Below are 24070 nucleotides of genomic sequence, written 5' to 3'. Positions count from 1 at the left end.
ACCAATGGTTACCAAATATCCTGTTCAGGGTTTCCGAGCAAGAGAATAGATAGGAAGTTATAATATCAAAAACGATACTTATATTATAAAAGAAACTCAAAATCAGTGAATTTCTCATATTAGGATTTTTGTCTGACCTCCCAATCAAAAATCTGTCTCAATAATCTATATTGATTGTTTTTTTAGATTATTTCTCTTATTTCAACTAACGCAGCCGCATTGTCGAATTTGTCTTATTATTTATTTTTCTCTGTCTCGGCTGCGGTAGCCCCTGAAATCTCCGGTGGGGAATTTCAGGGGCCGGTCAGCTCCGCAGACGGCCGGTCAGGATTTTGCGCCGGTCATCCGTAATGTGCCGGATTCCGGCCGCTACGCGATCGTGAGGATGATCTTGCCGATATGCGTGCTGTCTTCCATCAGCTGGTGGGCGCGCGCGACCTCACGCCAGGGCAGCGTCTGCGCAATCACCGGCTGGATCTGCCGCGACTCCAGCCACGGCCACACGGTCTGGCGCAAGGCGCTGGCGATTGCCCCCTTCTCCGCGGTGCTGCGCGGGCGCATCGTCGATCCCGTCACGGTAAGGCGATTGACCATGATGGGGAGCAGGTCGATGTCGTGCGCCACGCTGCCGCCCATGAAGGCGATCTGCACCAGGCGACCCGACCGCCGCAACGCACGCAGGTTCCGGCTGGCATAGGGCGCCCCGACCATGTCGAGCACCACGTCGACACCGCGCCCATCGGTCAGGCGTTTGATCTCGTCGAGGAAATCCTGCTCGCGATACTGGATTGCCGCGGTCGCGCCGAGTCCCACACAGGCCTCGCACTTCGCGGCCGAACCGGCCGTGACATAGACGGTCGCACCGTGCTGCCGGGCCATCTGGATCGCGGCGACACCGATTCCCGATGTCCCGCCATGGATCAGGACCGATTCGCCCGGCTCCAGCCGCCCGAGGTCGAACAGGTTGGCCCAGACGGTGAAATAGGTCTCCGGCAACGAGGCCGCCTCGATCGCGCTGAACCCTTCCGGCCAAGGCAGGCACTGCGCCGCCGGAACCGCGACGTATTCCGCATAGGCGCCGCCATTGCACAAGGCTGTCACCCTGTCACCGACCGCCCAGCGGTCAACGCCGGTGCCGCAGGCGGCGATCGTCCCGGCGGCCTCAAGCCCGAGGATCGGGCTCGCGCCCGGCGGCGGCGGATAGGCGCCCTTGCGCTGCTGGATATCCGGCCGGTTCACCCCGGCAGCGGCGACCCGGATCAGAACCTCGCCCTCGCGCGGCGCCGGGACGGGGCCGGTCGCGAACGACAAGACCTCGGGACCGCCGGGTTGCTCGAACGTGACATGCTCCATGGTCGCGGGATGGCTCATCGGATGTCTCCTTGATTGGCGGCTGGATTTCGGGGGCATGGCACGGCGTCGGCGGCGCCTATCCGGCCATGTCTCTCACCTATATATATGAGCCATGATCGATCAACCGCATCGCCCTGCTTGCGCGTGACCCGCCCGCTCTCCCGCCGCGGCGTGATTGCCGGCATCGGCCTTGCGGGATTTGGCCTCCGGCCGGCGGTGGCGGCAAAGCCGCTTGTGGCCAACGGGACACGCCGCCGCCTGCTGATCGGCACGCTGTTCCCCGAAACCGGCCCGCAGACGCTGCTCGGCGATGAGGCGTGGCGCGGCGTGGCACTCGCCATTGATGCCGCCCGCACCAGGATCGACGCGGATATCGAAGTGATACGAGCCAATGCGGCTGACCCCGACGCTTCCATCCAGGCCATGATCCGCAAGGCCGGAAAGGCTCCGTCGATCGACATGATCCTTGGCAGCCAATCCTCCACCGCGTCCTTCGCCGCGACCGCCGCCGCCGAGCTCGCCGGGATTCCCTATGTCGAACTCGACGCACCCGCCGCCGGCATCACCATGCGCAATTTCCGGATCTTGCGGCGGACTTGCACAACAACCGCGGCCTTCACCGCGGCCACCGAAGCGGCGATTGCGCGGATCCTGGCGCCCGGGTGGAACACCACCGCCGCGCGCCTGCGCATTGCCCTGCTGTTCGATATCGGCGCCACCGACGGCTCCTTTGCCGGTATCCTGCTCGCGGGCTTGCGGCAGGAGGGCCTCCCGGTGACGCTCAGCATGGCCCATGCCACGACCGCACCTGATCTCGACGAGGAGGTGGGGCGCATGCGGGATGCCCGGATCGACCTGCTGATCCATGCCGGGCGGACCGATCATGTCCTGCTGCTCTACCAGGCGATGCAGGAGGCGCGCTGGCGTCCCCGCATGATCATCGGCACGGGGCCAGGCTACGGGCTTGCCGAAATCGGCCAGACCCTTGGCGGGGCGATCGACAATACGATGGTGATCGGCAACCCGCTCTACGGCCCGGCCGCCGCCGGAATCGCTGCTGCCTATCAGGCGCGCTACGCCGCCCCGCCGCGCGGCGCCGCCAGCCTGACCACCCATGTCGGCACGACAATCGCCATCGAGGCCTGGCGACGGCGGCAAAAGCTGCCAGCGGCGCTCTCGGCCATCAACCTGCCGCGCGGAAGCCTGCCAAACGGCTGGGGCATCAAATTCGATTCGCGCGGCCAGAACCAGGCAAGCTTCGTCACGCTGCAGCAATGGCGCAACGGCGCGCTCGTGACCATCGATCCGAAAATCCCCGGCGCGGCAAAGCCGGTCCTCACGTTCTAGAGCACTTTCCGATCCTTCCGTATCGGATGTAGTGCTCTATCTTTTTGATAAATAGAGCATCTTTATCCGATCAGATGATTCCATCTGATCGGATGATGCTCTAGGTTCTGGACTCAACTGATCCATGATGTGACGGCGAGGACGAGGCAAATACCAGCGAGGAAATTTCGTGCGGTTTTGTCATATCGTGTGGCGATGGCGCGCCAGTCCTTGAGCCTACAGAAGGCGCGTTCGATGAGATTGCGCTTTCTGTAGGCGACGGGGTCGAAGTGCGGAATGGCGCGGCGGTTGGGCATGGGCGAGATCACCGGCCTGGTGCCTTGGCGGGTGAGGAAGGCGCGAAGATCATCAGCGTCGTAGGCTTTGTCGGCGATCAGCTCTTCTGGTGGCGGTATTGTGGGCAGAAGCGCCCTCGCGCCGCTGATGTCGGAGGCCTGTCCTGGCGTCAGGAGGAGTGCGGCGATGCGTCCCTGCTCATCTGCGACGGCGTGGATCTTGGTCGTCCGTCCACCCCTCGACCGGCCGATGGCCTGGCTTTGCGCCCCCCTTTACCGCCCGCGGCCGCGCGATGTGCCCGAACCGAGGTGCTGTCCACCATGGCGATGCGCGGCGGATCCGCGCAGGCGACAAGCGCCGCGAAGATCTCCTGCCAGAGGCCACGCTGGCTCCAGCGGTTGAACCGGTTGAACACAGTGGTTCGTGGCCCATAGGCCTCAGGAAGCGCTCGCCATCGCAAGCCCTCGCGAAAGCGATGCAGGATGCCGCTCAGCACCCGGCGGTCATCAACCCGAGGCTTGCCGCCAAGCTTCGGCAGCAATGGTTCGATCGCAGCCCATTGCGTGTCGTTCAGCCAGAAAAGTTCCGCCATGTTCCAAGTCCTCCAAACAGACTTGAATCAGACGCCCCGTAGTCATGGCAATAGGTACAGAACCTAGAGCACGTCACCCGACCCGGATGGATCGGACGACGCGCTCTATCCCGTTGATAATGAAAGCATCTTTATCCGATCAGATGATCCCATCTGATCGGTTGATGTTCTAGGATCCCGGTGCGACCGGCGGCTGCGCCGCGAAATAGGCCGCAACAGCCTTGATCTGGGCCGGGCTGAGCATGTCGGCGATGTTCTGCATGAGATGCGTGTTGCCCTCGTGCCGGGCGCCGCCCTGCCATGCCTTCAATTGCGCCTCGAGATAGTTCACCGGCTGACCGGCGAGCCGGGGGAATTCCGGCTCCAGGCCCCGCCCGCCAGCGCCGTGGCAGGAATCGCAGGCCGGGATCGCGTGGTCGGTACCGGCGCCGACGCCGTGGATCGCGAGGGTCTCGCCGACATTGTCCTTCGGGGCCGCCGGCAGCGAGGCCGGTGCGACCACCGGCAGGCCGTGATAATATTCGGCAATCGCCTTGCGCTGGGCCGCGTTCAGCCCCCCCGCGAAGCTGCTCATCATGCCGTTTCGCCTTGTGCCGTGCTTGAAGGCGTAAAGCTGTTGTTCGAGGTAGTTCACGGGTTGCCCGGCGAGTGCCGGAAACCCGGCCGCCGGATTGCCCATGCCGTTCTGGGCGTGGCAGCCGGCGCATTGCGCCGCCTCGGGCGGCGGGGCGGCCTGAGCCACCCCGAAACCGGCCAACAATGCGATTACCGCCAGCACACCACTTTTCCGAATCATGTCCATCCAGTCCTGAATTACCGATATCGTATGCTTTTCGTAGTCTTAAACCGTTGGCGCGCCGCGTTCCATACGGCAAGCGGGCGGAACCGATGCCGGCACCTTCCCATCAACGCGGACGAGGGAAAAATCGGTGCATCCCGGCCCATCGATCTGCCCGGCCATCGCCCCGCCCGCGCCGTCGATGCGGCCGCGCAGCCCCACCCAGACGAAATGTTGCGGCCGAAGCAGCCACATTGTCGGCCTCAAGGCAAGATGGCCGGACGCCGCGTCATAACGGCCGGCCATGGAGAAGCAGCCCGGCGGCACGTGAGGATTGCCTACGAGAGCATGGAAAAAGAACAGCGCCCGAACCTTGCCGGGCCCGGCCGGCGTAATCGTCAGGTCCAGCGCCGTGTTGCCCTGCGCGCAATGATAATGGCCCGACCACCTGCCGGTCGGCGCGGCGAGGATGCGGCCGGGCCCGATGGTTCCGGCCAGCGCGCCGGCAAGGACAACAGCCCGCAACACGACATGGCGGCGGCGGATCACGACGGCGCGCCCGCAATCGTGGCCCGGACGATCGACGGGGTAAGCACCTGCGGCAGAACCACCGGTGCGGCGTGTCCGGGTGGGTAATAGACATAGATCGGCACGCCATCCCGCCCGTGCGCGGCAAGGAAGCGGGTGATCGCGGGATCGCGCCGGGTCCAGTCGCCGACCATGAGCGTCACGTGCCGTGCCGCGAACAGGCGCTGCATCGCGCGCGGCGCCAGCGCCACCCGCTCGTTCACCTGGCAGGTGATGCACCAGGCGGCCGTCATGTCGACGAACACGGGCTGACCAACCTGGCGCAGCGCCGCGAGCTTCGCCGGGGAATAAGGCACGGCGCTGCGCGGCACAGCACCGGCCAGCGCGGCAGACCCTGTCGCATCGGCGGGTACGACCTGGGGCAGGAGCAGCACCGCCCCGATCACCGCGAGAACCGCGAACCCACGGAGGAGAAGTCCCTGGAAGCGCAGCAGCCAGAGCGCGAAGCCGATCAGCAGCGCGCCGGCGCCGACGATCAGCACGCCTGACGATCCGGCCTCGACCGACATCACCCAGAGCAGCCAGACCGCGGTGCCGAACATCGGGAACGCAAGGACCTGCCGCAGGGTCACCATCCACGGTCCGGGCCGCGGCAAAATCCGGCCGATCGCGGGGGCTGCCGCCAGCACCACGAAGGGCAGGCCGATGCCAAGCCCGAGGGACGCGAATATGCTCAGCCCGAGGATAACGGGTGCGGCCAGCGCCGCGGCCAGCGCGCCGCCCATGAACGGCGCCGTGCACGGCGTGGCAACCGCGACGGCGAGCAGCCCGGTTGCGAAACTGCCGAGCACGCCGCCATGGCGCGCCATCCCGGCGCCGAGGCGCTCGAGCCCGGAAATCTCGAACAGGCCGGCAAAGTTCAGCCCGATCGCAAAGACGATCCAGGCCATCACGGCGATGAAGACCGGCGACTGGAACTGGAAGCCCCACCCCAGCGCCTCGCCGCCGGCGCGCAAGGCCAGCAGCCCGCTGCCGAGCAGCAGCATCGCGGCGACGGTGCCTGCCGCATAGGCCAGCGCCTCGCGCCGGGCGAGCGGGCGGTCGTCATGGCCGAGCCGGGCCAGGGCCAGCGCCTTGATCGCCAGCACCGGAAACACGCAGGGCATCAGGTTGAGGATCAGCCCGGCCAGCACCGCAGCACCGAGCCAGACGATCCAGGGCGTGCCGGCAAGCGGCGGCGGTGCAGCGCCCGGCGCGGCGTGCAGCGTCAGCGCCTGCATCCGGCCCGAGGGATCGGTGATCTCGATCACGCCGGCGGCCGCGGTCATCGGCGGATGCGCGGGTTTGAGCCGGAGGGTGAAGCCGTTGCGCACGAAACCGAGGCGCTGCGGCGCCGCGTTGACGATGACGGTGGAATCGTAGGGATAGAAATGCGCGCGCTTCACCACGCCGCGGCCAAGGCCGACGCCGGTGACGGCGAGGGTGCCATCCGGCGCGATGCGCGCGCGATAGGGCAAGGGACGCGGCAGCGCCGCATGCGCGGCACGGAACAGCGCAGCCTCGGCCGACGGACCACCTGCAAGGGCGAGATGGAAACTGCCGTGCTCGGGCACGCAGAGCTTGGGATTGCAGACCAGCCAGTCGGCCTTCGCGTCGATCGCCGAAACACCCGCTCGCGGCAGCGTCACGGTAAAGGGCAGCAGCACCGTGCCGCTCTCGATATAATCGCCAACCCCGCCGCCGGCGACCAGCCAGTGCGGCGGCGGAAAGGCGAACGGGCCGGACTTCGCCCCCGCCGGTGCGGCGATCGACACGGTTGGGGCCTGCCCTGCATCGCCCGGATCGGACCAGTAGATGTGCCAGTCCGGCTTCAGCTGGAACAGCAGGCCGAGCGTGATCGTCCCGGAAGTCGGCGCGTTCGTGGCGGAGACGAGCGTGACCTCGGCGCGCGGCGAGGTAATCACGTTGCTGCGCGCCGCCCGCGCCGGGGCGATGGCTGCAAGGGCCAGAAACAGGCCGGCCAGAACGGGCAGAAGGCGTCTCATCGGCGCAATATCGCATATCGGGCGGTTCGGTGCTAACCGCCCGCCTCATGGACGAACTGCCGGTTGCCGCCATCCTGCCCGATCTCCGCGCGAGCCTCGCGCGATCGGCCAATGCAATCCTCGTCGCCCCGCCCGGCGCGGGCAAGACCAGCCTGGTGCCGCAGGCGCTGCTGGCGGCGGACTGGCTGGGCGGACAAAAGATCGTGATGCTCGAACCAAGGCGGCTCGCCGCCCGCGCCGCGGCGGAACGGATCGCGCAGCTGATCGGCGAGGCGCCGGGCGGCACGGTCGGCTATCGCACGCGGCTTGAGTCCGTGACCGGCCCGACGACGCGGATCGAGGTGATCACCGAGGGGCTGCTGACCCGCCGGCTGCTGACCGATCCCGGGCTCGATGGCATCGGTTGCGTGATTTTCGACGAGATTCACGAGCGCAGCCTCGAAGCCGATCTCGCCCTCGCCCTCACGCTCGACCTGCAGCGTGGTCTGCGGCCGGAGCTGCGGATCCTTGCAATGTCCGCCACCGCCGACATCGCGACCCTGACCGCGCTGCTGGACGCGCCGGTGATCGAGAGCGCGGGACGGGTCTATCCGGTGACGACCGAATTCGCCGCGCGCGACCTTGCCGATGCGCGGGATCTGCCGGCGGCACTGGCCCGCGCGGTGCGCGGCGCGCTGGCAGCGCATCGGGGCGACATTCTCGCCTTCCTGCCCGGTGTTGGCGAAATCCGCCGCGCCGCCGCGGCGCTGGAGGGCGCGCCGGCCGCGATCCTGCCGCTCTATGGCGACCTGCCGCCGGCGGAACAGGCACGGGTGCTGGCCCCTTCGAGCCAGCGGCGCGTCATTCTCGCGACCAGCATCGCGGAAACGTCGCTCACCGTGCCGGGGGTGCGCGTGGTGGTGGATGGCGGGTTCCGCAGGGCGCCGGAATTCGATACCGGCCGGGCGCTCACCCGCCTCGTCACGCGGCGGATCAGCCGGGCGGCGTCCACCCAGCGCGCCGGGCGCGCCGGGCGCGAGGCGCCGGGGGTCGCGATCCGGCTATGGACCGAGGCGCTGCATCGCGGCCTGCCGGAATTCGACCCGCCGGAAATCGCCGCCGCCGAGCTTTCCGGGCTGGTGCTGGCCTGCGTCGCCTGGGGTGCGGACGCGGCGGCGCTGCCCTTTCCCGAGCCGCCGCCGCCCGGCGCGCTGGCGCAGGCGCGCACCCTGCTCACCGATCTCGGCGCGCTCGATGCCACAGGGCGGATCAGCGCGGTCGGGCGGCGGATGGCCGAACTCGGCGCCGCCCCGCGCCTTGCGGCGATGATGCTGGCTGCCGATGGCGCGGCGGAGGCGGCGCTGGCCGCCGACCTCGCGGCCCTGCTCGAGGAGCGCGACCCGCTGCGCGAGGCGGGCAGCGCCGATATCGCGCTCCGGCTCGACGCGATCGCCGGGCGCGGCGGCGGCGATCGCGGGGCGATCGCGCGGATCCGCCAGGCGGCGGGCACCTATCGCGCGCGGCTCGGCCTGCGGCGGGATACGCAAGCGGGCGGCGATCCCGCCATGCTGATCGCCGCCGGCTTTCCCGACCGGATCGGCGTGCGCCGCGGCGAGCCGGGCAGTTTCCGGCTCAGCGAGGGGGGCGGCGCCAAACTCGATCCGGCCGACCCGCTGGCGCGCGCGCAGATGCTCGCCGTCGCCGCGCTGGGTGGGCGGGGCGCGCCGAAGATCGGGCTCGCGGCACCGATCAGCGTCGAGACGATCGAGGAGCGACTCGCCGCCCGCATCGTCACCACGCGGGAGATCGGGCTCGATGGCACCGGCGGCACGGTGATGGCGCGGGAGCGACGACGCTTCGGCGCGCTGGTGCTCGCCGAGCGCAGCACGCCGGCATCGCCCGCGGAGATCGAGGCGGCATTGCGCGCGGCAATTCGCGAGAAGCCGGGCCTGCTCGGCTGGAGCGACGGGGTGCGGCAGTTGCAGGCCCGCGTGGCGCTGATGCGGGAGATCGAGCCGGAGGGCTGGCCCGACCTGTCCGACGAGGCGTTGCGGGCGGATTTCGAGACCTGGCTGTTTCCCTATCTCGCCGGGATGAGCCGGCTGAAGGAGGCGGCGGCGCTCGACCTGCTCGCCATCCTGCATGACCATCTCGGCCATGAGCGCGTCCGCGCGCTGGATTCGGCCCTGCCGCCGCGGATCGAGGCGCCGGGAGGTGAAGTGCCGATCGACTATACCGTCCCGGTGCCGGTGGCGGCGGCGCGGGCGCAGGCCTTCTACGGCAGCGACGCGACGCCGCGCCTCGCCGGCGGAGCGGTGAAATTGCAGATCGCGCTGCTCTCGCCGGCCGGGCGGCCGATCGCGGTGACCGGGGATCTCGCCGATTTCTGGCGGCGCGGCTGGGCGGATGCGCGCAAGGACATGCGCGGCCGTTACCCCAAGCATGAGTGGCCGGAAGAGCCGTGGCGCGCACCGGCAAGGCCGCGCGGGCGGCGATAGGCACCTGCCGCCGAGGAACAGGAGAGGCGGCTGGCGCGGCGCCGGAACGGCGGTTAGGATTTCAATCTCACCTCTCGGGGCATCGGTCATGCGCTTTTGCCGGGTGCGGCGATCTGGGCTGAAGCTGGCGATCGGGATTCTGCTTGCCGCCATGACGTGCGCGCGAGCGGCGGCGCCGGCGCGGCGTCCCGCCTTCCCGCTCGCCAGCGAGGCCGCGATCTTCAACCATGTCGGCCACCGCTTCACCGTGTTCCGCTTCCGCGACGATCCGCTGATCGTCGTGATCGACTGCCCGGACCTCGAAGCGCAGGGGCTGATGTTCGACCGTATCGCAGCACTGATCGAGAAGGCCGCGACGCCGCGGGACAGGGTGCTGGACGAGGCGGCCTTCCACCGGGCGCTGGCGGCGGCGAACCTGTCGGTGGCGACGTATTATTACGGTAACGACTATCCGGCTGCGGCCTTGCGCCGCTTCTACCGCCTTGCCAGGGCCGAGCGCGTGACGCTGACGAAGCAGGAACGCCGGCTGGAGCAGATCGCGCGGGAGGAGGGGTTTCTCCGGCCGGGGGCCAACGGCGCGGTGATTTCGATTCCCCAGGCGGCGGGAAGCCGGCGCGTCGGCTGGCAGACCCGCGCGGTCATTCTCCGCCACGAACTGGCGCATGGCGCCTATTTCACCCTTCCGGCCTATCGCGCCTATGTCCACCATTTCTACGATACTGCCATGACCGCGCGGGAACAGGCGGCCTTTCGCGGGTTTCTGGTCGCCTCCGGCTACGATCCCGCCGATCACGACCTGATCGTGAACGAGACGATCGCCTACATGGTCTTCACCCGCGATCCGAATTTTTTCGCCGCTGCGACCGTGGGGCTGAGCGCGGCGCGGCTGGCCTCGCTGCGGCGTCGGTTTGTCGGCGGCATGCCACATTTCTGGCTCCGCCGGATGGCCAGCGCCCCCCTGCCCGCGCATCACGCGCCCCCCTTGCCGGGCGCGTCCGGAACAGGCAGTTTCCGTGACCGATAATCAATCAACCGACGGGGAAGGACCGGGAATTTCATGAACGGCGCGGAAAGTCTTGTGCATACGCTGATTGCGTGCGGCATCGATACTGTTTTTGCCAACCCCGGCACCAGCGAGATGCATTTCGTCGCGGCGCTGGACCGGATTCCCGGGATCAACTGCGTTCTCTGCCTCGATGAGACGGTGGTGTCCGGCGCCGCCGACATGTACTGGCGCACCAAGGGGCGGCCGGCGGCGACGCTGCTGCATTGCGGCCCCGGCCTCGCCAACGCGCTCGCCAACCTGCACAACGCGCGGCGCGGCCGCTCGGGCATCGTCAACATCGTGGGCGACCAGGCAACCTATCACCGCCCGCTGGACGCACCGCTGACCGCCGATACCGAAGGCTGGGCGCGGCCGGTCTCCGGCTGGGTGCGGACGGCGATGACCGCCGAGGCGGTCGGGCGGGACGCCGCCGACGCGGTGGCCGCCGCACGCACCGGCACGATCGCGACGCTGATCCTGCCGGCGGATACGGCCTGGACCGAGGGCGGTGTGGTCGGGACGCCGCAGCCGGTTCCGCCGCGCCCCTCCGCCGAGACCGCCGCCATCGATGCCGCCGCCGACGTGCTGCGCTCGGGCGAGACGGCGCTGATGCTGCTCGGCGGGCGGACGCTGACCGACGCCACGCTGCGGATCGTCACCGCCATCGCGCAGACGACCGGCGCGAAGATGCTGGCCGAGATGTTCAACGCGCGGATGGAGCGCGGCCAGGGGCGGCCGCCGATCGAGCGCATCCCCTACCAGATCGACGCCGCGGTGCACTCGCTGGAGGGCATCCGCCACCTGATCCTGGTCGAGGCGAAGCCGCCGGTCGGGTTCTTCGCCTATCCGGGCAAGAAGGGCCGGCTCTGGCCGGATGACTGCACGGTGCATACGCTGGCGGATATCGGCCAGGATGGTGCTGCGGCGTTGCAGGCACTGGCCGAGCGCGTCGGCGCCGGCACGCCGGACATCGCGGTCACGCCGCGCCCCGCACCGGCGACCGAGGCGATCGCGCCGGAGACGGTGGCGACCTCGCTCGCCGCCCTGCTGCCGGATGACAGTATCGTGGTCGATGAGGGGATTTCCTTCGGCCGCGGCTTCTCCCGCTTTACCCATGGCGCCGCCCCGCATCTGTGGCTGCAGGTGCCGGGCGGAGCGATCGGCGGCGGCCTGCCGGGCGCGGTGGGTGCTGCGATCGGCTCCGGCCGGCGGGTGCTCGCGATCCAGGCGGACGGCTCGGCGATGTACAGCATCACCGCGCTGTGGACGATGGCGCGCTGCAATCTCGACGTGACCGTGGTGATCCTGGCCAACCGGAAATACGCGATCCTGCTGCACGAATACGCCAATGTCGGCGCCAATCCCGGGCGGACCGCGATGGACATGCTCGATCTCGGCCATCCGGATATCGACTTCGTGCGCCTTGCCGAGGGCATGGGGGTTGCCGCGGCGCAGGCGGACAGCATGGAAAAGCTCAATGCGCTGATGGCGGCGAGCTTCGAGCGCAAGGGACCGTTCCTGATCGAACTGCTGACCTGAGGCGTTCATCGACGCAACGGATCGGATTGATCGGCGATTTCCATCGAACGGTGGTTGACCGTTAACTTTCATCTTGTAACTGTGCCCTTGGCCATGATGCTGCCGGAAACCGGCGGCATCTGACCGCCGGGCGGGCGGTCCGTCCTGACACAAGACGACTACACAGGACGCAGCATGGCGAGTTCCACGGTTCAAGGTCGGTCAAATTCCCGCTGGTGGGCGGCGACACGACGACGACTGGCCGCGATCACCGTCGATGCGCCGATGCATGTCCGGGCCCTGGTGCGGACCGACGAGATCTGGCTCGCGGCGATTGCCGTCGTGGTCGGCGTGTTCTCGGGGTTCTGCGTCTTCCTGATGGATTTCCTGAGCCACCACTTCCATTTCTGGTTCTTCGCCCTGCCGAAGCTCGGCGAGGGCCTCTCGCAGCAGACGCATATCGACCCGATGCGCGCGATCTTCGTGCCGATCCTGGGCGGCGCGGCACTGGGGTCGGTCGCTTGGATTCTCGGCAAGTATCGCATCACCAACATCGTCGACCCGGTCGAGGCGAATGCGCTTTACGGCGGCAAGATGTCGCTGCGCGATTCCTTCATCGTGGCGATGCAGACCTCGTTTTCCAACGGCGTCGGCGGCTCGGTGGGCCAGGAAGCCGGCTATGCGCAGTTCGGCGGCGGCATCGCCTCATGGATCGGCCAGCATCTGCGGCTGCGGCGCAACGACCTGCGCGTGCTGGTGGGCTGCGGCGCCGGGGCGGCGATCGGCGGCGCGTTCAACGCCCCGCTCTGCGGCGCGTTCTATGGAATCGAACTCGTCATCGGCACCTATTCCCTGCCGACCCTGACCATGGTCGTCATCGCCTCGCTCTCCGGCACGCTGACCACGGAACTGCTGATGGATGGCGGCGTGCGGCCGCTCGATGTCGTGCTGCCGACCCATACGCCGGGCTATGCCTACCCGCTCGCGGTGCTGCTCGGCATCATCGCGGGGTTTGTCGGCATCGCGATCATGCGGACGGTGACCTCGCTGGAAGCGGTGTTCCGGCGCACCGGCGTGCCGGTCTGGCTTCGGCCGATGATCGGCGGCGTCGTTGTCGGGCTGCTGGGCAGCATCACGCCCAAGGTGATGGCCTCGGGCAATTCATCGCTGCACACCCAGCTCGCCGTGATCTATCCGTTCATGCTCGCGGTGGCGCTGCTGGTGATGAAATCGACCGCCTCGGCCTTCTCCATCGCGACCGGCTTCCGCGGCGGCCTGTTCTTCGCCGCGCTGTTCATGGGATCGCTGCTCGGCCGCGCCTATGGCGATGTCGCGGTGTTACTGCCCGTGGCGCATGGCGTGCCGATCGGCTTCTATGCCGTGGTCGGCATGGCGGCGCTGGCCACCGCGATCGTCAGCGGCACCATGACGATGACCTTCCTCACCCTCGAGAGCACCAACAATTTCAGCATCACCATCGCCGTCCTGATGGCCGCGATCGCCGCATCGCTCACGGTTCGCCGCTTTTTCGGCTATTCGTTCACCACCTGGCGCTTCCATCTGCGCGGCGAGACGATCCGCAGCGCTGTCGATATTGGCTGGATCCACAATCTGACGGTCGGGCGGATGATGCGCCGCAACCAGTACGTCACCCAGGAGACCAGCGAAATCGTTGAGTTCAAGGCCGAGTTCCCGCTCGGCCGGACGCAGTATGTCGTCGTGCTCGACGAGAACCAGCGCTATGCCGGGCTTGCCTATCCCTCGGAGGTGCACGCGCCGGATGCCGCGGCCGAGGAGTCGATCCAGCCCCTCGTTCGCCATCGTGACGATTTTCTCACGCCGCAGGCGACGGTGAAGGAAGCGATCCGGGCCTTCGAGAAGGCGGAATGCGATGTTCTGGCGGTGATCGACGGGGAGGAGAGCCGTCAGGTGCTCGGCGTCCTCACCGAACAATATGCCCTCCGCCGCTACAGCGAGGAGCTGGATCAGCGGCGGCGGGAGCTTTCGGGCGAATAGGCGCCGCGCTCAGAAATCGGAGCAGCGGCCGTTGCGTTCCCAATCGCCATAACGGGTCGGTTCGGGGCCTTTCGGGCCGCCGATTTCCTTCGGCCAAGGCTTTGCCGCAGCGGTATCCGGGGTTGCCGCCGGAGCGTTGCTCGCGGTCGCGGTGGTGGTGCCGGCAGGTTCGGCCTGGGTGCTTTCGGTCTGATCGGTCATGAGCCGGATTTGGCCCCTTCCGCGTTACCCGGCAAGGGGGACTTGCCACCATTCGATTCCAGCACCGCCGCCTCGCGCAGCCGCTGCTCGGCAAGCGGCCGCCAGGGGGCCGTGGCCGGTGCTGCGGCCATGGCCTTGCGGAACAGCGCCGCGGCATCCGGCGTGACATGGCCCACGGCCTCGCTCTCCGCCTCGGCCGTCTCGGCGGCGAGGGTGGGATCGAACTTCATGGCGAGCGCCATTTTCCAGGCCTGCACCGCGGGGGCCAGCTTGTTCTGGCTCACCAGCGCCTGGCCGAGCAGCAGATATCCCTGCCGCGCCTCCGGACTGCCGGGCGGCAGGCTGGCGAGTTTCTGCCTGAGTTGCTCGATCAGCGCATTGTCCCGCTTCGCGGCTTCATCGCGCTGGCGGATCACGCTGGCATGCGGCTCCGAGGGCACGAGAGGCAGCCCCGAGGGGATGAACAGCGCCACCGCCGCGACCGGTATGGCGACGAAGGTTGCGATCATCACCCCGCGCGCGGCGCGGTTGGCTTCCGGCTCAGGAATCTGGTCGGCGGCGAGAAGCCGGCGCTGCACTTCGAGCCGTGCCGCCTTGTATTCCTCCTCCGGCAGACGGCCTTCCTCACGATCCCGGTCGATTTCCTCGAGCTGGGAGCGATGCAGGGCCATGGCGGTCTCCCGCCGGTAACGGATCGTGCCCTGGCGCAGCCAGACGACCAGGAGCGGCGCGATCGCCACGGCGGCCAGCACCGCCATCCAGAGCCAGATCAAGACAGGAGTTCCTTCAGCCGGTCAGTTTCTTCCGGCGATAATGGCGGGGGGGTTGCCCGCCGGCGGCGGCGCGCGACCAGCAGCACCGCAAGCCCGATGATCGCGGCAATGCCCGGCGAAAGCCAGAGCAGCCAGGTTTCCGGGCGGAACGGCGGCTTGAGCAGCACATAGATGCCGTAACGCTTGACCATGAACGCGATGATCTGGCGATTGCTGTCCCCCGCGGCGACGCGGTGGCGGATGATGGTGCGGAACTGCTTGGCCAGCCCGGCCCGCGAATTCTCGACGGTTTCGTTCTGGCAGACCAGGCAGCGCAGCTTGTTGCCGATCGCCTCGGCGCGTTCCTCCTGGGCGAAGGTGAGCTTCACGCCGTCGCGGGTGATGCTGGTCGGGTGATCGCCGCCCGCCGATGGCGCCGGCGCGGCGGGAGATGCCATCGCCGTGCCGCAGGCAAGAGCCAGTCCGGCGACGAGCAGGACGAGCCAGCGCCTCATGCCAGCCTCCGCAGCGCGGGGCGGAGCTGATCGTCGATCACCTCGGGCACCAGCGGCGCCGCGACATGCCACACCACCTTTCCGCCCGGGGCGATCAGGAAACTCTCCGGCACGCCATAAACGCCCCAGTTGATCGCCGTCCGCCCCGAGGGATCGGCCGCGAGGCGGGCATAGGGGTTGCCGTATTTCGCAAGGTAGAGGCCGATGGCCTCGGGCTTGTCCTGATAGGCGATCCCCCAGATGTCGACGCCGGATTTCGCCAGCCGGTCGAGATAGGGAGCCTCGCCGGCGCAGGGCACGCACCAGGAGGCGAAGAAATTCACCAGAACCGGGCGCGTCTGCGCGGCGAGCAGCTTCTTGTCGAACCCCTCCTTGCCATCCACCCCGGTCAGGGTGAAATCCGGCACGTCGTGCCCGACCAGCGGGTTGTCGAAGGCCTGCGGGTTGTAGCTGCCGGTCTGCATCCGGCGGAGCAGTTCATAGAAGCCGACCCCGCCCACGCCCACGACGAGCAGCGGCAGTCCGAACATCATGCGGCGCGACAGGCTCATCGGTCGGGATCAGACCGTGGCCGAGCCGGAAGGCCGACGCAGCCGGCTTCGCACCGGCGCACCGACGCGGAACCGCCGGTCGGTCAGCGAGATCGCGCCGCCAAGCGCCATGATGAGGCCGCCGAGCCAGATTTCCGGCGCGAGCGGATGGATGTTGAAGCGGAATTCGCCGCCGCCGCTGTTGTTGTCACCGGCGAAGGTGGCGAAGAGATTACGAACGCCGTTGCTGCGGATCGCAGCGGCCACCGTCTTGACCTTCTGGTCGGTGAAATACCGCGTCTCGGGGTGCAGGATCTGGACCAGATGCCCGTTGCGCGACACCTCGATCGTCGCATCGCGGGCGCTGTAGTTCGGCCCGGTTGCCGGCTTGATCGCGATCAGCTTCCAGTTGTAGCCGCCAAGATCGATCGACTGGCCGGGGTTGAGCACGCGGATCGTATGCGTCTGCAACGACATGCCGGCGATGCCGAGCACGGCGATCCCGAAGCCGAGATGCCCGAGCGAGGCGCCGATGGCGGCCCGCGGGATGGTGAACAGCCGCATGAAGGACTGGCCAAGCGGAATCCGGAACAGGCGGACCCGCTCCGCGAGATCGACCAGCGCGCCCATCACCACCCAGACCGCGCCAGCGAGCCCGAGCGCCGCGACGAAATGCCCGCGCAGGATGAAGGCGCCGAAGACGACGAGTGCGAGAACCGCCACGAACCACAGCTTGGTCAGCGCCGGCAGCAGCGCCGCGCGCTTCCACGACAGCATCGGCCCGACCGCCATCGCCAGGATCAGCGGCGCGGTGAGCGGCAGGACGGCCTGGTCGTAGAACGGCGCGCCCACCGAGATCTGCCGGTTGAACAGCAGCGCGAGAAAAGGCGGATACATCGTGCCGGTGAAGACGACGGCGGCGATGATGCAGAGGAATATGTTGTTCAGGATCAGCGCGCCCTCGCGCGAGACCGGCGCGAAAACCCCGCTCGCCGCCAGAACCGGCGCGCGGAAGGCAAACAGCAGCAGCGAGCCGCCGATGGTCAGCGCGAGCAGCACGAGGATGAATAGCCCCTGATCCGGCGAGGCGGAAAACGCGTGCACCGAGTTGAGCAGGCCCGAGCGGACGAGGAAGGTGCCGCACAGGCTGAGCGAGAAGGTGGCGATGGCGAGCAGCACCGACCAGGTCTTCAGCGCCTCGCGCTTCTCCACCACGATGGCGGAATGGATCAGCGCCGTGCCGGTCAGCCAGGGCAGCAAGGCAACGTTCTCGACCGGATCCCAGAACCAGAACCCGCCCCAGCCCAGCGTGTAATACGACCAGAGCGAGCCGAAGCAGATGCCGCAGGTCAGGAACAGCCAGGAGACAAGCGCCCAGGGCCGCACCCAGCGCCCCCAGGCGGCATCGACCCGCCCTTCGATCAGGGCGGCAACGGCGAAGGCGAAGGCAATCGAGAAGCCGACATAGCCGGTGTAGAGAATCGGCGGATGCACGGCGAGGCCGGGATCCTGCAGGATCGGGTTGACGCCCGCGCCATGCAGCGGCGGCGGCCAGATCCGCGCGAACGGGTTGGAGACGGCGATAACGAAAGCCATGAACCCGCCGGACACGAGGCCGAGCACACCGAGCACGCGCGAGCGCAGGCTGGTGGGTATGCTGTTGCCGAAAATGCCGACGGTCGCGCCACACAGCGAGAGGATCAGGCACCAGAGCAGGATCGACCCGTCATGGTTTCCCCAGGTACCGGTGATCCGGTAGAAGAGCGGCGTCGTCGATGATGAATATTCCGCGACATTGCGTACCGTGAAGTCCGACACCACGCCGGCCCAGACCAGCGCGAGGAAGGACAGGCCCAGCATGACGAACTGGCCGATCGCCAGCGCGGGTGCGGCACGAAGGATCTGCCGGTCGCGCAGCATTGGCCCGGCGATGCCGACCACAGATTGCGCAACGGCGATGGCCAGAGCCAGCGCAAGCGCGAAATTGCCGAGGGTGGGGATCATTGTGCGGCTCCTGCGGTCGGCTCAGCCATTGCTGGACGCCTCGATCTGGGCGGGCGACTTGTCGTCCCAGGCGCCGGCATCGGGCGGCGGGCCGAATTTCGGGTTCCACTTGCCGGCCTTGCGCAGCGCCATCTCGACATCGCGGGGCATGTAATCGGCACCGTGCTTGGCGAGCACGGTGGAGGCGAGGAATTCACGATCGCCCTCGCTCATCGCGCCGATCGTGACCACGCCCTGCCCCTGGCGGAACAGTCCGGGCAGCACGCCGGTATAGACCACCGGGATCGAGGCGCTGCCATCGGTGATGCGGAACGTGGTATAGGGCGCGCCGTTGCGGGTGCCCATCACCACGGTGTTCGCCTGCACGATGCCGCCGAGGCGGAATACCTGCCCGGCCGGCGGATGGCGCGCGGCGACCTGCTGCGGCGACATGAAGAACGAGAGGCTGGAGCGGAAGGCGACCAGCATCAGCGCCACCGCGGTGGACAGACCGAGACCGCAGGCGACCACGATCCAGAGACGGCGTTTCTTGCGGCTCATCATGACGCGGCACTCCCCGACTCGCCACGCCCGCGCGGCTCCACCGCAGCCAGCCTGCGCCTTGCCGCGCGGTAGCGGAAGAACGTGGTCAGGGAGAGAATGCCGATGATCGCAAGGGCGGCGCCATAGCTGCCGACCACGTAAGGCAGGGTGTTCTTCACCATCGTATCAGTTCCCCGAGCGCTCCGCGCGTGCGAGCAGCAGCGCCCGCGCGCGGTTTTCCATGATACCGCTCGAAATGCGTGCGAGGGACATGGCAATGAAGGCGAGATAGAAGCCCAAGGTGGAAATCAGCAGCGGATACAGCATCGTGACGTAGATCTTGGATGGGCCTGTGAGGGTGATCGAGTTGCCCTGGTGGAGCGAATTCCACCAGTACACGCTGAACACGATGATGGGCAGGTTGATCGCGCCGACAAGGCCGAGGATCGCGGCGGCGCGATATCCGTGCTGCGGATTGTCGAACGCGCGGATCAGCGCCATGTGGCCGAGATAGAGAAAGAACAGGATCAGCACCGAGGTCAGCCGCGCATCCCACACCCAGTAGGTGCCCCATTCCGGCTCGCCCCAGAGCGATCCGGTAATCAGGCAGAGCCCGGTAAAGCCGGCGCCGACCGGCCCCATCTCCTTCGCCGCGATATCGGCCAGCGGATGCCGCCAGACGATCGAGAGCAGCGAGCAGATGGCCAGCGCCGCATAGCCGTTCATCGCCACCCAGGCCGCGGGAACGTGGACATACATGATGCGCGAGGCGATGCCCTGCTGCCAGTCCGCCGGGGCGAAGGCGAACCCCCAGACCAGCCCGACGGTGCAGACGATCAGCGCCGACCAGCCGATCCAGGGGATCAGCGGCTGGACCAGGCGCTGGAAACGCCCCGGATTGGCGAAACGGTGCAGCCAGGCACCTGATTTCGATGTCGGGGCGGCGATCATGGCGGCCTGCGCGTCGGCCGCGTAATCCGTGGCGGGTGAACGGTCCATCAACAGATTGTCTAATACGAATTCTTGTTTTTGACAGCCCCCACCCGGACGCGGAGCCGCCCCTGCCGATCACATCTTGGCGCAGCACGATCAGCCATTATGCTGGCGTCAGTGAAACCGCCCGCAAGGAGCCATCGCAATGCAGTTCGTCCTCGTCGCCCATGATCGCAAAGACAGCCTCGCCCTGCGCAAGCAGGTCCGCCCCGATCACCTCGCCTATCTCGACAGCATCAAGTCGAGCATCCTCTATGGCGGCCCGATGCTGGATGCCGACGGCAATCCCTGCGGCTCGATGATCGTCTACGAGGTGGCGGACCGCGCGGCGGCGGAAACGCTGGTCGCCAACGACCCCTACAGCAAGGCCGGGCTGTTCGGCGCGGTCGAGATCCAGGGCTTCCGCACCGTGCTGCGCGACGGCACGCTGACGCCGTGAACTACTGGCTGGTCAAGTCCGAGCCGGACGCGTTTTCCTGGGACCAGCAGGTGGCCAACGGCGTCGAACCCTGGACCGGCGTGCGCAACCACGCCGCCAGGAACAACCTGAAGGCGATGCGCGTGGGCGACCGCGCCTTCTTCTATCACTCCAATATCGGTCGCGAGATCGTCGGCGTGGTGGAGGTGGTGCGGGAAGCCTATCCGGACCCGACCGCCGAATCCGGCGACTGGGTGGCGGTCGATGTGAAGGCCGTCGCCCCGATGCCGCATCCGGTCGGCCTCGCCGCGATCAAGGCCGATCCGGCGCTGGCCGATCTCGCACTGGTCCGCCTCTCGCGCCTGTCGGTCGGCCCGGTCAGCCCGGAACACTGGGCGTATCTCTGCGCCATGGGCGGGTTGCGGCTGTAGAGTAGTTTCCGATCCTTTCGGATCGGATGATGCTCTAGCCGCGCAGGAAAGGCTCGAGCGCCGCGAGCACCTCCCGCGGCTTCTCGGCGTGGAGCCAGTGGCCGGCATCGGCGATCGTCTCGATCCGCGCCTGCGGGAAGCGGGCGCGGATCGCCCCATGCGCCGTCGGCGGGACATAGGACGATGTCGCCCCCGCGACGACCAGCGCCGGGCCGTCGTAGCGCGCACCCGGCGCCGGATCGGCCCAGCCGACCAGATCGTTCATCGCGCCGGCGATCTCCTCAAGGCCGAGGCGCCAGCGCGGTGCGGCGCCAAACACGAGATTGTGCAGCAGGAACCCCCGCAAGGCCGGCTCCGGCACGCTGGCGGCGAGCGCGGCGTCGGCCTCCTGCCGGGTCAGGCCGGGATGCAGTGCCAGTCCGCGCATCGCCCGGACATAACCCAGATGCTCGTGGCCATAGGCGACCGGCGCGATGTCGAGCACGGCGAGGCGGGTGACGCGGGCAGGATGGGTGAGCGCCAGCATCATCGCGATCTTGCCGCCCATCGAATGCCCGACGAAGCCGGCCGCGGCGATGCCCAGCGACTCCATCGTCTCGGCCACATCCTCCGCCATGACGGGGTAGCGCATGTCAGCATCGTGCGGACTGTCGCCATGGTTGCGGGCATCGAGCGTGGTGACGCGGAACCGCGTCGCGAGCCCGCGGGCGATGACGCCGAGATTGCGCCCGGCGCCGAACAGCCCGTGCAGGAGAATGACGTCCGGGCCGCTGCCCGTCGTTGAGGCGTGGAGAATCATTTCGGTTTGTCGATCCCTTGGCTTCGGCTAGGGTTGGCCGATGCAGGCGGAAAATCAACCCGGGGCGGATGCGGCACGGCTCGAACGGCTGGTGGCGCGGCAGGCGGAGAAGCGGCATCTCGCCGCAATCTGGGCGGCACGGGCAGGGCTTGCCGCCGGCATGACCGTGCTCGATATCGGCGCGGGCACCGGCGCCCTCGCCCTCGAGTATGCCGCTCTCGGCGCGCGCGTGCTGGCGATGGACCCGGATTCCGCGTCCCTCGCTCATGCCGCGGCCGAGGCGGTGCGGCGCGGCCTTGCCCTGGAGACGATGGTGGGCCGGGCCGAGACGCTGGCAGCGCTGCACGTGGCGCCGGACCGGGTCATGCTGACCGATGCGCTGCATCACATGCACGAGAGGGACACGGCGCTGCGCGCGATCCGCGCCGCAATGAAACCCTCCGGCGCGCTGTTCATCGCCGAATACGACCCTGCCGGGCCCGGCGCGGTCGGCGCGCCGATGGCGCGGCGGATGGCGCCGGCGGAGGCTCAGGCACTCCTAGCCGCCGCCGGGTTTTCCGCGGCCGCCGCCGAAGCCGGACCGGACGAGCACTACACGATCCTCGCCGTGCCGTGACTGGCGGCATCGCGCGCGGAGGGGCGGCGCTCGCCGTGGCGGCCGGTCTTGCGGCAGCGCTTTTGCTCCTCGTGCCGCAGGGAATCGAGCCCTTGCTGGGCCTTCTGGCGCTCGGCCTTGCCGGTGGGGCGGCACTCGCCTGGCCGGAGGGGGCGATGGCCGCCTGGCTGCTCCTGGTCGCGACCACGCCGGAGATGTGGCTTTCCGACATGATCGGCCATCACGAGACGATCATCGCCCTGCTCAAGGTCGCGGGGCTGGCGATCATCGGGCTGGCCGCCCTGCGCCGCGGGAGCAGGTTCGACCGCTACAATCCCGGCTACGCCTTCGTGTTCATGTTCATCGGCGGCTTCATGCACGGAATGTGGCCGGGGCTGACGCCGCTCGCCGCGCTGCGGTCGCTGGTCGGCTCGGCGGCGCCGTTCGCCGCCGGCTTCATGCGGACGGAGGCGCGGATGCGCGCGGCGATCATCCGCAGCACCATCATCGGCCCGGCGGTGACGGTGGGGTTCGGCCTGCTGCTCCACGCGGCGGGGGTGCGCGCACTTTACGGCGTTCAGCTCGGTGCGATCCGGCTGCAGGCATCGAGTTCGCCGGCCTTTCTCGGCGGCTTCGCGATGATCGCCATCTATGCCGGGCTGGTCGCCTTCGCCGGCAGCGGCCGACGGCGGGAATGGGGCTGGATCGGCGCGAATTTCCTGATCCTGCTGGCCAGCGGTGCGCGCGCGCCGCTCGCACTCGCCAGCAGCGCCACGCTCGCCACCTTGCTCGCGGTGGACGCGCCGGAATTCGGCATGCGGGCCCGGCTCAGCCTGCTGGCGATCGGCGGTGCTGCGTTCGGCGGCGTGCTTCTCGCCGGGCCGGCGCTGCATTTCGTCCGCGTGATCGACCTCGTTCATCTCGGCGATGCCGGCAGCCTGTCCAACCGCAACCTGATCTGGCCCTATTTCGAGGCGGCGCTGGCGCGCTCGCCCTGGCTCGGCTGGGGGGTGGGCGCGGGCAAGGTGATCGTACCGCTGCATTCGCCGATCGGCCGGTTCCTTGGCACCAACGCGGCGCATGACGAATATCTGCGCATCGCCTGCGAGGGCGGCGTGCCCGGCGCGCTGCTGCTGTTCGGCCTGCTCGGCCTGTGGCTGTTTCGGGGCAGCGCTGCGCTGCCGGTGGGGCAGCGACGGCTGATCCGCCTTGTATTTCTCGCCTTCGCAGTGCAATCTCTGACAGATAATACTTTGATCGCAACGACCAGCCTGACGTTCTTCACATGGGCGCGGGCGGTGTTCATCAATCCCGACGAAGGATCGTCCCCGGCATGACCATGCTCCCGCTTTCCCGCCGCGCGCTGCTGGCCGCGCCGGCGTTTCTCGGCCTGGCACCCTCCCTCGCCCACGCCGCCGGCCCGACGCCGCCGATCTGCATCGTGCTCGATTCGGGCGGCTCGCGCGTTTCGATCATCGACATGACAACGCGCAAGGTGATCCATACCGAGCCGACGCTGCGCGAGCCCGGCCACTGGACGCTGACGCCGGACCGCAAGACGCTGATGATCGCCGATGCCGCGGGCAATGCGGTGTTCTTCTTCGATCCCGCCACCGGGCGCGAACGCGGCCACAAGCTGATCCCCGATCCCTACCAGCTCTGGTTCAGCCCGGACGGCAAGTTCCTCACCGTGAACTGCCTGCGGCTCAACCATGTCGACATCTACCATGCCGACACGCTGACCCTCGCCCACCGCTTCCGCGCCGGCTCGATGCCGAGCCATCTCAGCTACACGCCGGATTCGCGCACCGTCTTCGTCTCGATGCAGGATTCCGGCACGCTGGTCGCGATCGACCTCGCCACCATGCGCGTCCGCTGGACGGCGCCGGTCGGCAAGACGCCCGCCGGGGTGATGTGGCATGACGGCGTGGTCCTGGTTGCCATCATGGGCAGCGATCATGTCGCCGTGGTCGATCCGGCGACTGGCGGGGTGATGCGCACCGTGCTGACCGACAAGGGCGCGCACAACATCTTCCTCACGCCGGACCGCAGCGAGTTCTACGTCACCAACCGCGTCGCCGGTTCGCTCACCGTGCTGGACGCGAAGAACCTCGGCTTCAAGCGGCGGATTCCGATGCCGGGCGGGCCGGACGATCTCTGTTTCGCACCGGACGGGCGGCTGTGGATCGCGCTGCGCTTCGCCTCCCGCGTCGCCGTGCTGGAGCCGGCGAGCGGTGCTGTTGACCACATCACGGTCGGCCGCTCGCCGCACGGGATTTATCTCTCGACCCTGCTGACCGACACCGCCGCCCGCACGGCGATGCGCCTGGCCTGA

At 68.2% G+C, this 24070-nt stretch carries 24 protein-coding genes; 10 read left to right on the top strand and 14 right to left on the bottom strand.

Annotated elements, in window-relative coordinates; genetic code table 11:
• Positions 1-369: 369 nt before the first annotated feature.
• The gene (locus HUW10_RS13965) at positions 370-1371 is read right to left on the bottom strand and encodes an NAD(P)H-quinone oxidoreductase (protein ID WP_174504057.1); all 1002 of its coding nucleotides are present in this window, start codon (positions 1369-1371) and stop codon (positions 370-372) included.
• 126 nt (positions 1372-1497) lie between these two features.
• Between HUW10_RS13965 and HUW10_RS13960 the strand changes: the two genes are divergently transcribed.
• The gene (locus HUW10_RS13960; RefSeq protein WP_236656523.1) at positions 1498-2700 is read left to right on the top strand and encodes an ABC transporter substrate-binding protein; all 1203 of its coding nucleotides are present in this window, start codon (positions 1498-1500) and stop codon (positions 2698-2700) included.
• A 113-nt stretch (positions 2701-2813) separates the two neighbouring features.
• On the opposite strand, the gene HUW10_RS13955 is transcribed toward HUW10_RS13960, so the two are convergent.
• From HUW10_RS13955 to HUW10_RS13940, 4 genes are all read right to left on the bottom strand, one after another.
• Positions 2814-3568, bottom strand: a protein-coding gene (locus tag HUW10_RS13955) for an IS5 family transposase (RefSeq protein WP_371808631.1) whose coding sequence is annotated in 2 segments (ribosomal slippage) — positions 2814-3245 and positions 3248-3568 — 753 coding nt in all. Because the reading frame shifts where the segments join, the coding sequence is not laid out codon by codon here.
• A gap of 169 nt (positions 3569-3737) precedes the next feature.
• Positions 3738-4364 carry a c-type cytochrome gene (locus HUW10_RS13950; protein WP_236656400.1) on the bottom strand — a complete coding sequence of 209 codons (627 nt, stop codon included), beginning with the start codon at positions 4362-4364 and terminating at the stop codon, positions 3738-3740.
• Positions 4365-4409: 45 nt separating this feature from the next.
• A complete protein-coding gene (locus HUW10_RS13945) occupies positions 4410-4895 on the bottom strand; it encodes a hypothetical protein (RefSeq protein ID WP_236656399.1) in 486 nt (161 codons plus the stop codon).
• Positions 4892-6919 carry a protein-disulfide reductase DsbD gene (locus HUW10_RS13940; protein WP_174504053.1) on the bottom strand — a complete coding sequence of 676 codons (2028 nt, stop codon included), beginning with the start codon at positions 6917-6919 and terminating at the stop codon, positions 4892-4894. Before HUW10_RS13940 ends, HUW10_RS13945 begins: the two co-directional genes overlap by 4 nt.
• Positions 6920-6966: 47 nt before the next feature.
• Here HUW10_RS13940 and hrpB point away from each other — a divergent pair, with 47 nt between their 5' ends.
• From hrpB to HUW10_RS13920, 4 genes are all read left to right on the top strand, one after another.
• Positions 6967-9396, top strand: a complete 2430-nt coding sequence (hrpB, locus tag HUW10_RS13935; RefSeq protein WP_174504891.1) for an ATP-dependent helicase HrpB — start codon at positions 6967-6969, stop codon at positions 9394-9396.
• A 151-nt stretch (positions 9397-9547) separates the two neighbouring features.
• Positions 9548-10420, top strand: a complete 873-nt coding sequence (locus HUW10_RS13930) for a hypothetical protein (RefSeq protein ID WP_236656398.1) — start codon at positions 9548-9550, stop codon at positions 10418-10420.
• 33 nt (positions 10421-10453) lie between these two features.
• Positions 10454-11980 (top strand): acetolactate synthase large subunit, encoded by a 1527-nt coding sequence (locus tag HUW10_RS13925; protein WP_174504052.1) that lies wholly within the window; start codon positions 10454-10456, stop codon positions 11978-11980.
• Positions 11981-12154: 174 nt separating this feature from the next.
• Entirely contained in the window at positions 12155-13975 is a 1821-nt protein-coding gene (locus tag HUW10_RS13920; protein WP_174504051.1) for a chloride channel protein, read from the top strand.
• Positions 13976-13984: 9 nt separating this feature from the next.
• On the opposite strand, the gene HUW10_RS13915 is transcribed toward HUW10_RS13920, so the two are convergent.
• Genes HUW10_RS13915 through HUW10_RS13880 form a run of 8 tightly spaced genes read right to left on the bottom strand, consistent with a single transcriptional unit; the run spans position 13985 to position 19498 of the window.
• On the bottom strand, positions 13985-14176 hold the full coding sequence (locus tag HUW10_RS13915; RefSeq protein ID WP_174504050.1) for a DUF1674 domain-containing protein: 192 nt from the start codon (positions 14174-14176) through the stop codon (positions 13985-13987).
• On the bottom strand, positions 14173-14949 hold the full coding sequence (ccmI, locus tag HUW10_RS13910) for a c-type cytochrome biogenesis protein CcmI (protein ID WP_174504049.1): 777 nt from the start codon (positions 14947-14949) through the stop codon (positions 14173-14175). Before ccmI ends, HUW10_RS13915 begins: the two co-directional genes overlap by 4 nt.
• Positions 14946-15443, bottom strand: a complete 498-nt coding sequence (locus HUW10_RS13905) for a cytochrome c-type biogenesis protein (RefSeq protein WP_174504048.1) — start codon at positions 15441-15443, stop codon at positions 14946-14948. The genes ccmI and HUW10_RS13905 overlap by 4 nt, the downstream gene beginning before the upstream one ends.
• Positions 15440-15994: a DsbE family thiol:disulfide interchange protein gene (locus HUW10_RS13900; protein ID WP_174504047.1), complete on the bottom strand. Its 555-nt coding sequence runs from the start codon at positions 15992-15994 to the stop codon at positions 15440-15442. Before HUW10_RS13900 ends, HUW10_RS13905 begins: the two co-directional genes overlap by 4 nt.
• Before the next feature lie 9 nt (positions 15995-16003).
• Positions 16004-17977: a heme lyase CcmF/NrfE family subunit gene (locus HUW10_RS13895; RefSeq protein ID WP_174504046.1), complete on the bottom strand. Its 1974-nt coding sequence runs from the start codon at positions 17975-17977 to the stop codon at positions 16004-16006.
• Positions 17978-17998: 21 nt separating this feature from the next.
• Positions 17999-18520: a cytochrome c maturation protein CcmE gene (gene ccmE, locus HUW10_RS13890; RefSeq protein ID WP_174504045.1), complete on the bottom strand. Its 522-nt coding sequence runs from the start codon at positions 18518-18520 to the stop codon at positions 17999-18001.
• Positions 18517-18681, bottom strand: coding sequence for a heme exporter protein CcmD (gene ccmD / locus HUW10_RS13885; protein ID WP_174504044.1), 165 nt, complete (start codon positions 18679-18681; stop codon positions 18517-18519). Before ccmD ends, ccmE begins: the two co-directional genes overlap by 4 nt.
• A 4-nt stretch (positions 18682-18685) precedes the next feature.
• Positions 18686-19498, bottom strand: a complete 813-nt coding sequence (locus HUW10_RS13880; protein ID WP_174504043.1) for a heme ABC transporter permease — start codon at positions 19496-19498, stop codon at positions 18686-18688.
• A gap of 139 nt (positions 19499-19637) precedes the next feature.
• Here HUW10_RS13880 and HUW10_RS13875 point away from each other — a divergent pair, with 139 nt between their 5' ends.
• Both HUW10_RS13875 and HUW10_RS13870 read left to right on the top strand, forming a co-directional pair.
• Positions 19638-19931, top strand: a complete 294-nt coding sequence (locus tag HUW10_RS13875) for a YciI family protein (protein ID WP_174504042.1) — start codon at positions 19638-19640, stop codon at positions 19929-19931.
• On the top strand, positions 19928-20341 hold the full coding sequence (locus tag HUW10_RS13870) for an EVE domain-containing protein (RefSeq protein ID WP_174504041.1): 414 nt from the start codon (positions 19928-19930) through the stop codon (positions 20339-20341). Before HUW10_RS13875 ends, HUW10_RS13870 begins: the two co-directional genes overlap by 4 nt.
• 34 nt (positions 20342-20375) lie before the next feature.
• On the opposite strand, the gene HUW10_RS13865 is transcribed toward HUW10_RS13870, so the two are convergent.
• Positions 20376-21140 (bottom strand): alpha/beta fold hydrolase, encoded by a 765-nt coding sequence (locus HUW10_RS13865; RefSeq protein ID WP_174504040.1) that lies wholly within the window; start codon positions 21138-21140, stop codon positions 20376-20378.
• A gap of 40 nt (positions 21141-21180) precedes the next feature.
• Here HUW10_RS13865 and HUW10_RS13860 point away from each other — a divergent pair, with 40 nt between their 5' ends.
• From HUW10_RS13860 to HUW10_RS13850, 3 genes are read left to right on the top strand one after another with little or no spacing between them, the layout of a single operon-like run.
• Entirely contained in the window at positions 21181-21756 is a 576-nt protein-coding gene (locus HUW10_RS13860; RefSeq protein WP_174504039.1) for a class I SAM-dependent methyltransferase, read from the top strand.
• Complete coding sequence (locus tag HUW10_RS13855) at positions 21753-23072, top strand: O-antigen ligase (protein WP_174504038.1); 1320 nt, start codon at positions 21753-21755, stop codon at positions 23070-23072. Before HUW10_RS13860 ends, HUW10_RS13855 begins: the two co-directional genes overlap by 4 nt.
• Positions 23069-24070: a beta-propeller fold lactonase family protein gene (locus HUW10_RS13850; RefSeq protein WP_174504037.1), complete on the top strand. Its 1002-nt coding sequence runs from the start codon at positions 23069-23071 to the stop codon at positions 24068-24070. The genes HUW10_RS13855 and HUW10_RS13850 overlap by 4 nt, the downstream gene beginning before the upstream one ends.

Origin of the sequence: Acidiphilium sp. C61, assembly GCF_905116885.1 — a bacterium.
In the GTDB taxonomy this organism is placed as follows: Bacteria; Pseudomonadota; Alphaproteobacteria; order Acetobacterales; family Acetobacteraceae; genus Acidiphilium.
The sequence above is the reverse complement of the archived record's forward strand: the minus strand, read 5'-3'. Positions and strand labels throughout refer to the sequence as shown.

Coding starts and splice junctions, on each gene's coding strand:
- HUW10_RS13880 (WP_174504043.1), bottom strand. CDS start 19,498: ATGGACCGTTCACCCGCCACGGATTACGCGGCCGACGCGCAGGCCGCC.
- HUW10_RS13965 (WP_174504057.1), bottom strand. CDS start 1,371: ATGAGCCATCCCGCGACCATGGAGCATGTCACGTTCGAGCAACCCGGC.
- HUW10_RS13915 (WP_174504050.1), bottom strand. CDS start 14,176: ATGACCGATCAGACCGAAAGCACCCAGGCCGAACCTGCCGGCACCACC.
- HUW10_RS13850 (WP_174504037.1), top strand. CDS start 23,069: ATGACCATGCTCCCGCTTTCCCGCCGCGCGCTGCTGGCCGCGCCGGCG.
- HUW10_RS13925 (WP_174504052.1), top strand. CDS start 10,454: ATGAACGGCGCGGAAAGTCTTGTGCATACGCTGATTGCGTGCGGCATC.
- HUW10_RS13860 (WP_174504039.1), top strand. CDS start 21,181: ATGCAGGCGGAAAATCAACCCGGGGCGGATGCGGCACGGCTCGAACGG.
- HUW10_RS13875 (WP_174504042.1), top strand. CDS start 19,638: ATGCAGTTCGTCCTCGTCGCCCATGATCGCAAAGACAGCCTCGCCCTG.
- HUW10_RS13895 (WP_174504046.1), bottom strand. CDS start 17,977: ATGATCCCCACCCTCGGCAATTTCGCGCTTGCGCTGGCTCTGGCCATC.
- HUW10_RS13865 (WP_174504040.1), bottom strand. CDS start 21,140: ATGATTCTCCACGCCTCAACGACGGGCAGCGGCCCGGACGTCATTCTC.
- HUW10_RS13905 (WP_174504048.1), bottom strand. CDS start 15,443: ATGAGGCGCTGGCTCGTCCTGCTCGTCGCCGGACTGGCTCTTGCCTGC.
- HUW10_RS13940 (WP_174504053.1), bottom strand. CDS start 6,919: ATGAGACGCCTTCTGCCCGTTCTGGCCGGCCTGTTTCTGGCCCTTGCA.
- ccmE (WP_174504045.1), bottom strand. CDS start 18,520: ATGATGAGCCGCAAGAAACGCCGTCTCTGGATCGTGGTCGCCTGCGGT.
- hrpB (WP_174504891.1), top strand. CDS start 6,967: ATGGACGAACTGCCGGTTGCCGCCATCCTGCCCGATCTCCGCGCGAGC.
- ccmD (WP_174504044.1), bottom strand. CDS start 18,681: ATGGTGAAGAACACCCTGCCTTACGTGGTCGGCAGCTATGGCGCCGCC.
- HUW10_RS13950 (WP_236656400.1), bottom strand. CDS start 4,364: ATGATTCGGAAAAGTGGTGTGCTGGCGGTAATCGCATTGTTGGCCGGT.
- HUW10_RS13900 (WP_174504047.1), bottom strand. CDS start 15,994: ATGAGCCTGTCGCGCCGCATGATGTTCGGACTGCCGCTGCTCGTCGTG.
- HUW10_RS13930 (WP_236656398.1), top strand. CDS start 9,548: ATGACGTGCGCGCGAGCGGCGGCGCCGGCGCGGCGTCCCGCCTTCCCG.
- HUW10_RS13920 (WP_174504051.1), top strand. CDS start 12,155: ATGGCGAGTTCCACGGTTCAAGGTCGGTCAAATTCCCGCTGGTGGGCG.